The organism is Sphingomonas segetis (genome assembly GCF_009720245.1).
Lineage (GTDB): Bacteria > Pseudomonadota > Alphaproteobacteria > Sphingomonadales > Sphingomonadaceae > Sphingomicrobium > Sphingomicrobium segetis.
In genome coordinates this window covers 1-7987 of sequence record NZ_WJSQ01000126.1, presented here as the reverse complement: position 1 = coordinate 7987, position 7987 = coordinate 1, and the positions used below count along the sequence as shown (strand labels likewise).

Below are 7987 nucleotides of genomic sequence, written 5' to 3'. Positions count from 1 at the left end.
CGTGCCGGCTCCCGAGATCGCTTTCGCTCCTCCGGCTCCCGAACCGGCGCCGGAGCCGGTCGTCGCCGAAGCTCCCGCCTCGTCGCCGGTGGCGCTGATCGCCGCCGCCGCGCACCAGGTCTCGACCGCAGCGACGCGCGAGGTGAAATCCGTCGTCGCCGCCCTGATGCCCAAGAAAGTCGCGCCTCAATTCCAACGTCCGAAACCGCCCCATGCGGTCGTCCGCGACGCGGTCGGGCCGGGCGATGCGATCATGCAGCTCGGCTCCTATCGCTCGCCCGAACAGGTGACCGCGGGCTGGAACCGCCTGACCAAGCGCTATCCCGCCCTTCGCGCCTATTTCCCGCTGCGCGCTCGCTTCGATTCGGCGAACGGCACCTATTGGCGGCTGTCGATCCAGGGATTTGCCAGCCAGCGCGAGGCAATCGCCCGCTGCCGCGAGCTCAAGGGCAACGGCGGCCAGTGCTTCGTCCGCAGCTTCGCTGGCGACAAGCCGGTCCAGATCGCGAGCCGCTAGGCCAACAGCATCTCCAGGCAGGCCATCCTCACGGCCACGCCCATTTCGACCTGAAGCCTGATCAGCGACCGCTCGGGATCGTCGGCGATCGCGCTGTCGATCTCGACTCCGCGGTTCATCGGTCCCGGGTGCATCACCACCGCGCCCGGCGCTGCTGTCGCCAGCCGATCGGCGGTGAGGCCGTAGCGGGCGAGATATTCGCCTGGTGCGTCGCCGAGATCATCCTCGAGCCGCTCGCGCTGGACGCGCAGCATCATCACCACGTCGGCGCCGGCGATCGCTTCGCCGACGGAAAGCTGTGGGATTCCTTCCGGCATCAATTCCGGCGGTCCTGCGAGCCGAATTTCGGCGCCCAGGCGCGGCAGTAGCTTCGCGTTCGAGCGCGCGACGCGGCTATGTCGTATGTCGCCGCATATGGCGACCTTCAGCCCTTCGATCCGGCCAAGCCGTCGCTGGATCGTCGCGGCATCGAGCAGCGCCTGCGTGGGATGCTCGTTGGTGCCGTCGCCGGCATTGATCACCGCCGCGTCCACGATATCCGCGAAACGCGCCGGCGCACCGTTGTCGCGGTGGCGCACCACGATCGCGTCCGGGCGCATCGCACCCAGCGTTGCCGCGGTGTCTTCAAGCGATTCGCCCTTCTTCACGGAGGAATGATCGGCGGAAAACGATATCGCCGAAGCGCCGAGCCGGTGCGCCGCGGTAGCGAACGACATGGCGGTTCGAGTCGAGTTCTCGAAGAACACGTTGAAGACAATCTTGCGGTCGAGGCTTTTGACGGGTTTGGTCGCGGAGCGGTCGTCGTCGAAGAGGATCTGCGCGCGGTCGATCAACGCCGCGATCCGCGCGTCGCTCAGCGAGTCGATGGAGAGAAGGTCCACGAGCGAGCCGCCTAACCGGCGCCGCCGAGATTGACCAGCGCGTCGATCGCGCCCTGGAGGATGTGCGCGGCGGCGAGCGAGTCGACCTTCTCGGCGCGCCTTGCGCGGCTGACGTCGGCCTCGATCATCGCCCGCTCAACCGCCTGCGTCGACCAGCGCTCGTCCCACAGCAGGACCGGAAGCTCGAGCGGCGCAAGGTTGCGGGCGAACGCACGCACCGATTGTGTCCGCGGGCTGTCGCTTCCGTCCATGTTGAGCGGCAGGCCCACGACGAGGCCGAGCGCATGCTCGTGCCCGACGATCCGCCGCAGGCTGGCGAGGTCAGCCATGAACTTGGTCCGGCGGATGGTCTCGGACGGGCCGGCGAAATGCCAGCCTGCATCGCAGATCGCGATTCCGATCGTTTTCGTGCCGACGTCCAGACCGAGCAGCTTGCCGCCATCCGGCAGCGCGGCTGCGAATTGCATTGTGTCGGTCCCGATCAGCGATGCCATGCCGCGAGCCTCCGCTCCGAATCGCGCCGGATCGCGCCCCAGAAAAGCGCATAATCATAAACGTGGTAATTGTTGCCCGGCAGCACGAACGGGCCGAGCGGCGGGATCGTGCCGTCGATCATCAGCAGGCCCTTGTCGCAGCGGGCGCCGACCTCGCCCGCGACCAGCTTCGCCGAAGCGAAATCGCTCGTCGGGACGAGTGTGCCGGGATTGGCCGCCGGTGGCGCGGCGCCGTCTCGGGTGCCGGTGATCGGATTGACGCAAAGCATGTTCTTCGTCTCGTGCTCCCCGCCTGTCAGACCCGAATCCCGCTTCCACTGGTCGAGAATCAACGAGGGGTTGGCCGGCTCGCCGAAGCTCATCCAGGAAAGGATGCAGCCGGTGTCGTTCGCCGCAACGCAGGCGGGTGCGCCGAGGACGGGAAGGTCGCTCGTGGTGTCGATCGGCCACCCGACGACATAAGCGGCGACCAGCCGCCCGCCGAGCTGCGCCCTGCGCTCGCGAAGCAGCCGGATCAGGTGCAATGCGCCCTGGCTATGCCCGGCCAGGATGATCGGCCGGTCGCCGGCTTCCTTGAGGAACTGGTCGAACGCGGCCGATACGTCCGCGTAGGCGAAATCGAGCGCGCTCTGCGCGTCGGCGCTGTCGAGCAGGAAGGCGCCAAAAGCGGCCTGGCGGTAGCGCGGCGCCCAGATCTGTCCCGCGCCGTTGAACGCGCTCGCCTGGCTTTGGACGAACAGGTTGGTGCGGAATGCCGTGTCGCGGCCCGCAATTAGCGGCGCATTCCAGCGGTCGTTCTCCAGATAGGTCGTGGGGTGGATGTAGAAGATTGCGGCATTACCCGCGTTCGATCGTGCAACTCCGTCGGGAACCCACAGCGCTGGGTCGTTCGCCAGCCCCGGGCGCGCGATCCAGCTCGACGCCTGCGCATAATCCGGCCCGCCTCCTGCCTCCGCCGCCTCGAAATGGCCCTGCGGCGTCGCCTGCTTGAGCAGGACGTTGCCGCCGAACTGGAAGATCGCGAACGCCGCCGCGACGACGATCAGGGTGAGAATGAAGACGGCGATCAGAAAACGGCGGGCACACATGCTTCGCGGCCCTATTGGCCGTCGGACCGGCGGGCAAGTTTGCGCCGCTTGCCGCTCCACGGCCTCGCCGCTATCCGCCCCAGCGTCGCTGTGCGACGCGTCACACAAGGAACTCCATGTCCGTTTCCCCCGAACAGGTGCGCCATATCGCCAAGCTCGCCCGGATCGCCATGAGCGACGAAGAAATCGAGCGGCTGGTGCCCGAGCTCAACAATATCCTCGGCTGGGTCGAGCAGCTGGGTGAGGTGAACACCGACGGCATCGAGCCGCTTGCGACCGTGATCGATCAGCAGCTGCGCCTGCGCGACGACGTCGTCACCGACGGCGGAATCCGCGACGAGGTCCTCGCCAATGCGCCGGAAGCCCAGCACGGCTTTTTCGCCGTGCCGAAGGTGATCGAATGATGTCTTCCCTTCGTCATTCCCGCGAAAGCGGGAACCTGGATTTTTGTTCTCGCTGGATCCCCACTTTCGCGGGGATGACGAATTATGGTTGAGTTGACTTCCCTTACCATCGCCGGCCTTCGCGAGGGATTCCGCTCGGGCGAGTTCAGCGCGCGCGAAATCGCGGAAGCGTTCAACACGGCGGTTGCGGCCGCGCGGGCGCTGAACGCCTACACGGTAGAGACGCCCGAGGACGCGCTCGCGGCGGCGGATGCCGCGGACAAGGCGCGCGGAAGCGCCGAGCTGGGACCGCTCGCCGGTATCCCGCTGGGAATCAAGGACCTGTTCGCGACGCAGGGCGTGGACACAACCTCGGGCAGCCGGATCCTCAAGGGTTTCAAGCCACCCTACGAGAGCACCGTCTCGGCCAACCTGCGCAAGGCCGGCGCGGGGATGCTCGGCAAGCTCAACATGGACGAGTTCGCGATGGGCTCGTCCAACGAGACGAGCGCCTACGGCGCGGTGATCTCGCCGTGGCGGCGCAAGGGAAGCAATGTCGGACTTACTCCGGGCGGCTCGTCTGGTGGATCGGCCGCTGCGGTCGCCGCGGGCATCGCGCCGGGCGCGACGGGAACCGACACCGGCGGATCGATCCGCCAGCCGGCTGCGTTCGCGGGCATCAGCGGGATCAAGCCGACCTACGGCCGCTGCTCGCGCTGGGGGATCGTCGCCTTCGCAAGCTCGCTCGACCAGGCGGGCCCGATGGCGAAGAGCGTGCGCGACTGCGCGATCCTGCTCGAGGTCATGGCAGGGTTCGACCCCAAGGATTCGACCTCGCTAAATTTGCCCGTGCCGCAGTGGGAAGCCGGATTGTCGAGCGACCTCAAAGGCAAGCGCGTCGGCATTCCGAAGGAATATCGCATCGACGGAGTCCCCGCCGAGATTAATTCTTTGTGGGATCAGGGAATCGAGTGGCTGAAGGACGCGGGCGCGACGCCGGTCGAAATCAGCCTTCCGCACACCAAATATGCGCTCCCGACTTATTACATCATCGCGCCTGCGGAGGCGTCGTCGAACCTCGCCCGCTACGACGGCGTCCGCTACGGGCTGCGCGTTGAGGGCGTGCACACGCTCGACGACATGTATTCCGCGACGCGCGCGGCCGGATTTGGTGCCGAGGTCAAGCGCCGGATCATGATCGGGACCTACGTGCTCTCCGCCGGCTTCTACGACGCCTATTTCACCAAGGCCCAGAAAGTCCGCGCGTTGATCAAGCAGGATTTCCGCAAGGCCTTCGAGCAGTGCGACGTGATTCTGACCCCTACGGCCCCGTCGGCGGCGTTCGGGATCGGCGAGACGACCGACCCGCTGGCGATGTATCTCAACGACGTGTTCGCAGTTCCGGCGAGCCTCGCGGGCCTCCCGGCGATGAGCGTTCCGGGCGGGCTGGACGGGCAGGGGCTGCCGCTAGGCCTGCACCTCATCGGCAACGAGCTCGACGAGCAGACGGTGCTGAACGCCGGCCTCGCGATCGAAGAGCGGGCCGGCTTCAGCGCGCGGCCGGAGAAGTGGTGGAGTTGAGCAAGCTCTGGTGCACGTACCAATCGTCGAACTGCGAGAATTCCTCGTAAACGCGGCGATACCCCTTTTTCCCGAGCAGCGAGAAAATCCGATTCCTGTCCGGGGTAAAGTTATGTTCGCACGTGATGCAGCGGAAGCGATAGCGATTGAAGTCGAACGCTTCGAGGATAGCGAGTTCCGACCCCTCCGTGTCGATCGAGAGATAGTCGATCACTTGGGGCGCGTCGTACTTTATGAGCAAATCTGTTAGCGAGATCGTGGTGACATCGTACGTAGACGCGTCGGAACGGTCGTGCATGTCCCGCGCCGCGAACTGCGTCAGCGTCGAGAGCTCCGCGTAGGGCGTTTCACTAAACGTCAGCGTTTGCCCGGATTCATTCCAGACGCAGTCGAAATCGACGTGCGCGTTTCGGCCTTCCGCCACAAGCGCATCGTGCCAGATGCGCCCAGGCTCGGCGAGGATGCCTCGCCAGCCGAATTGGCGGTCGACCAGCCAGGTGTTGCTGAGCGTGCGCCCGTCGGTGGCGCCAAACTCGACATAGTAGCCATTTCGCTTCCAGCCGAGGCGGCTGAGCACGAAAATCTCCTGCCCGAGTTGCGAGGTGGAATGGGTCAATGCGTCGAAGGTTCGCCGCAGATCGTCCGGCCGAACGTCGGCCAGCAACGCTTTGAAGATATTTGCGGTCATGCGGCGCTCCCTCTCAACATAGGCGCGCCAAGGCAAGGTGCGGGCCGCAGAACTGCTGCGCAAACACGGCGATTTCGGGTTGTGCAGGTCGAGCACGGCGCACTAACAGCCGTCGAATGAACGATTATCGCATCCAGGGCGAAACCGGCGAATGGGAAGTCGTCGTCGGGCTCGAAGTCCACGCGCAGGTTACCAGCAACGCCAAGCTCTTCTCCGGCGCTTCGACGGAATTCGGCGCGGAGCCGAACACGCAGGTGAGCCTGGTCGACGCGGCGATGCCGGGGATGCTCCCGGTGCCGAACCGCGAGTGCATCCGGCAGGCGGTGCGGACCGGCATGGCGCTCGAGGCGAAGATCAACAAATGGTCGCGCTTCGATCGTAAGAACTATTTCTACGCCGACCTTCCGCAGGGCTACCAGATCAGCCAGCTGTACCACCCGCTGGTCGGCGAGGGCGAGCTCGAGGTCCTGGTCGACGAAAAGGATGAAAGCTCCGCCAAGCGCATCGGCATAGAGCGGATCCACGTCGAGCAGGACGCGGGCAAGCTGATGCACGACCAGCATGCGACGATGAGCTACGTCGACCTCAACCGCTGCGGCGTCGCGCTGATGGAGATCGTATCGCGTCCCGACATGCGTTCGCCCGCTGAAACAGGGGCTTACCTCAGGAAGCTGCGGTCGATTCTGCGTTACGTCGGCTCGTGCGACGGAAACATGGAAGAAGGCTCGATGCGCGCCGACGTCAACGTCAGTGTGCGCAAGCCGGGCGGCGAACTTGGCACCCGGACCGAAACGAAGAACGTCAACTCGGTTCGCTTCGTGATGGCTGTCGTCGAGCATGAGGCGAAGCGGCAGGTCGAGCTTCTGGAGAGCGGTGGCGAAATCGCTCAGGAAACGCGGCTCTACGACCCGGACAAGAACGTCACGCGGTCGCTGCGGTCGAAGGAAGACGCGCACGATTACCGCTATTTCCCGGATCCGGACCTGCTTCCGCTCGAGCTTGACGATGCGTTCCTCGAAGAGTGCCGCGCGACGCTTCCGGAGTTGCCCGATGCGAAGCGCAAAAGATACCAAGAGCAGGGCATAACCCCTTACAACGCCAGCGTTCTCACCGCGGAGGTCGAGACCGCCCGCTGGTTCGACGCGCTCCTGGATGCCGGCGCCGAGCCAAAGCAGGCGGCGAATTGGGTCGTTGCAGAGCTGTTCGGAGCGCTCAACCGGCGCGGCGAGAGCATCGAGGCGAGCCCCGTTACGCCCGGGCAGGCGGCCGAGCTGCTCGGGTTGGTCGCCGACGGGACGATCTCGGGCACCATCGCCAAGCAGGTGTTCGAGATCATGCTGGAGACCGGTCAGGGCGCGGGTGCGATCGTCGAGGAGCGCGGGCTCAGGCAGACGAGCGACACCGGCGCGATCGACGCGGAGATCGACAGGATCCTCGCCGCCAATGCCGACAAGGTCGAGCAGTACAAGGCGGGCAAGCAGCAGCTGTTCGGCTTCTTCGTCGGGCAGACGATGAAGGCCATGGCTGGCAAGGCCAACCCGCAGGTCGTCAACGAGCGGCTGCGGGCGAAGCTAAGCTAGCCTGTACTCCTGCGAAGGCGGGAGCCCAGACAATTCTTCTTGGACTGGACCCCGGCCTTCGCCGGGGTACAAGCTTTGTATGCGCAAGTTCATCCTCGCCGCCGCGGCGCTCCTCGCTGCCCCCGCGGCCGCACAGCAGCCGCCTCCGCCGAAGCTGCTCGTTGTTTTCTCGATCGACCAGTTCTCGGCCGACCTGTTCGACGAATACCGTCCGCACTTCACCGCCGGCCTCGCGCGGCTCGCGACGGGGACCGTGTTCCGTAATGGCTACCAGAGCCACGCCAATACCGAGACCTGTCCCGGCCATTCGACCATCCTCACCGGCGATCACCCGGCGCGGACCGGGATCATCGGCAATAGCTGGATCGACCAGTCGCTGCAGCGCGATGACAAGAACGTCTATTGCGCCGAGGATCCGACCGTGCCGGGAAGCAGCTCCAACCACTACACGGTCTCGGCCAAGCAGCTGATGGTGCCGGTGCTCGGCGAGGCGATGAAGGCCCGCTGGCCGGGTAGCCGCAGCGTCGCCGTTTCCGGCAAGGACCGCGCCGCGGTGATGATGAGCGGCCACAATGCCGACCAGCGCTGGTACTGGAACGGCAAGGAGTTCACGACCGACCTCAAGGCGGCGCCGGTGCCCCAGGTGGTTCCAAAGGTGAATGCCGCGATTGGCGCAGCGCTGGCGCAGCCGCGGCCGGCGCTTAATGCGCCACCCTATTGCCAGGCGAAGGCGCGGCCGGTCGCGGTGCAGGGCGGCGGCGGGCCCGTTGGCGCC

General features: G+C 65.8%; 9 protein-coding genes. 5 read left to right on the top strand and 4 right to left on the bottom strand.

Annotated elements, in window-relative coordinates:
- On the top strand, window positions 1-517 hold a 517-nt coding region (locus GH737_RS11290), incomplete at its 5' end, for an SPOR domain-containing protein (protein WP_196233122.1).
- On the opposite strand, the gene GH737_RS11285 is transcribed toward GH737_RS11290, so the two are convergent.
- From GH737_RS11285 to GH737_RS11275, 3 genes are read right to left on the bottom strand one after another with little or no spacing between them, the layout of a single operon-like run.
- Window positions 514-1398, bottom strand: coding sequence for an aspartate carbamoyltransferase catalytic subunit (locus GH737_RS11285; protein ID WP_155264916.1), 885 nt, complete (start codon window positions 1396-1398; stop codon window positions 514-516). The genes GH737_RS11290 and GH737_RS11285 overlap by 4 nt on opposite strands.
- Before the next feature lie 11 nt (window positions 1399-1409).
- Window positions 1410-1892, bottom strand: coding sequence for a Holliday junction resolvase RuvX (gene ruvX / locus GH737_RS11280; RefSeq protein WP_155264915.1), 483 nt, complete (start codon window positions 1890-1892; stop codon window positions 1410-1412).
- The gene (locus GH737_RS11275; RefSeq protein ID WP_155264914.1) at window positions 1880-2980 is read right to left on the bottom strand and encodes a DUF3089 domain-containing protein; all 1101 of its coding nucleotides are present in this window, start codon (window positions 2978-2980) and stop codon (window positions 1880-1882) included. Before GH737_RS11275 ends, ruvX begins: the two co-directional genes overlap by 13 nt.
- Before the next feature lie 116 nt (window positions 2981-3096).
- Here GH737_RS11275 and gatC point away from each other — a divergent pair, with 116 nt between their 5' ends.
- A complete protein-coding gene (gatC, locus tag GH737_RS11270) occupies window positions 3097-3384 on the top strand; it encodes an Asp-tRNA(Asn)/Glu-tRNA(Gln) amidotransferase subunit GatC (RefSeq protein WP_155264913.1) in 288 nt (95 codons plus the stop codon).
- A gap of 84 nt (window positions 3385-3468) precedes the next feature.
- Window positions 3469-4944: an Asp-tRNA(Asn)/Glu-tRNA(Gln) amidotransferase subunit GatA gene (gatA, locus tag GH737_RS11265; protein ID WP_155264912.1), complete on the top strand. Its 1476-nt coding sequence runs from the start codon at window positions 3469-3471 to the stop codon at window positions 4942-4944.
- Here gatA and GH737_RS11260 read toward each other — a convergent pair.
- Window positions 4913-5728, bottom strand: a complete 816-nt coding sequence (locus tag GH737_RS11260) for an FkbM family methyltransferase (protein WP_155264911.1) — start codon at window positions 5726-5728, stop codon at window positions 4913-4915. The genes gatA and GH737_RS11260 overlap by 32 nt on opposite strands.
- 20 nt (window positions 5729-5748) lie before the next feature.
- On the opposite strand from GH737_RS11260, the gene gatB reads away from it, so the two are divergent.
- On the top strand, window positions 5749-7212 hold the full coding sequence (gatB, locus tag GH737_RS11255; protein ID WP_155264910.1) for an Asp-tRNA(Asn)/Glu-tRNA(Gln) amidotransferase subunit GatB: 1464 nt from the start codon (window positions 5749-5751) through the stop codon (window positions 7210-7212).
- 79 nt (window positions 7213-7291) lie between these two features.
- A partial coding sequence (locus GH737_RS11250) for an alkaline phosphatase family protein (protein ID WP_196233121.1) occupies window positions 7292-7987 on the top strand: 696 nt, incomplete at its 3' end.

Coding starts and splice junctions, on each gene's coding strand:
- GH737_RS11275 (WP_155264914.1), bottom strand. CDS start 2,980: ATGTGTGCCCGCCGTTTTCTGATCGCCGTCTTCATTCTCACCCTGATC.
- gatC (WP_155264913.1), top strand. CDS start 3,097: ATGTCCGTTTCCCCCGAACAGGTGCGCCATATCGCCAAGCTCGCCCGG.
- ruvX (WP_155264915.1), bottom strand. CDS start 1,892: ATGGCATCGCTGATCGGGACCGACACAATGCAATTCGCAGCCGCGCTG.
- gatA (WP_155264912.1), top strand. CDS start 3,469: ATGGTTGAGTTGACTTCCCTTACCATCGCCGGCCTTCGCGAGGGATTC.
- gatB (WP_155264910.1), top strand. CDS start 5,749: ATGAACGATTATCGCATCCAGGGCGAAACCGGCGAATGGGAAGTCGTC.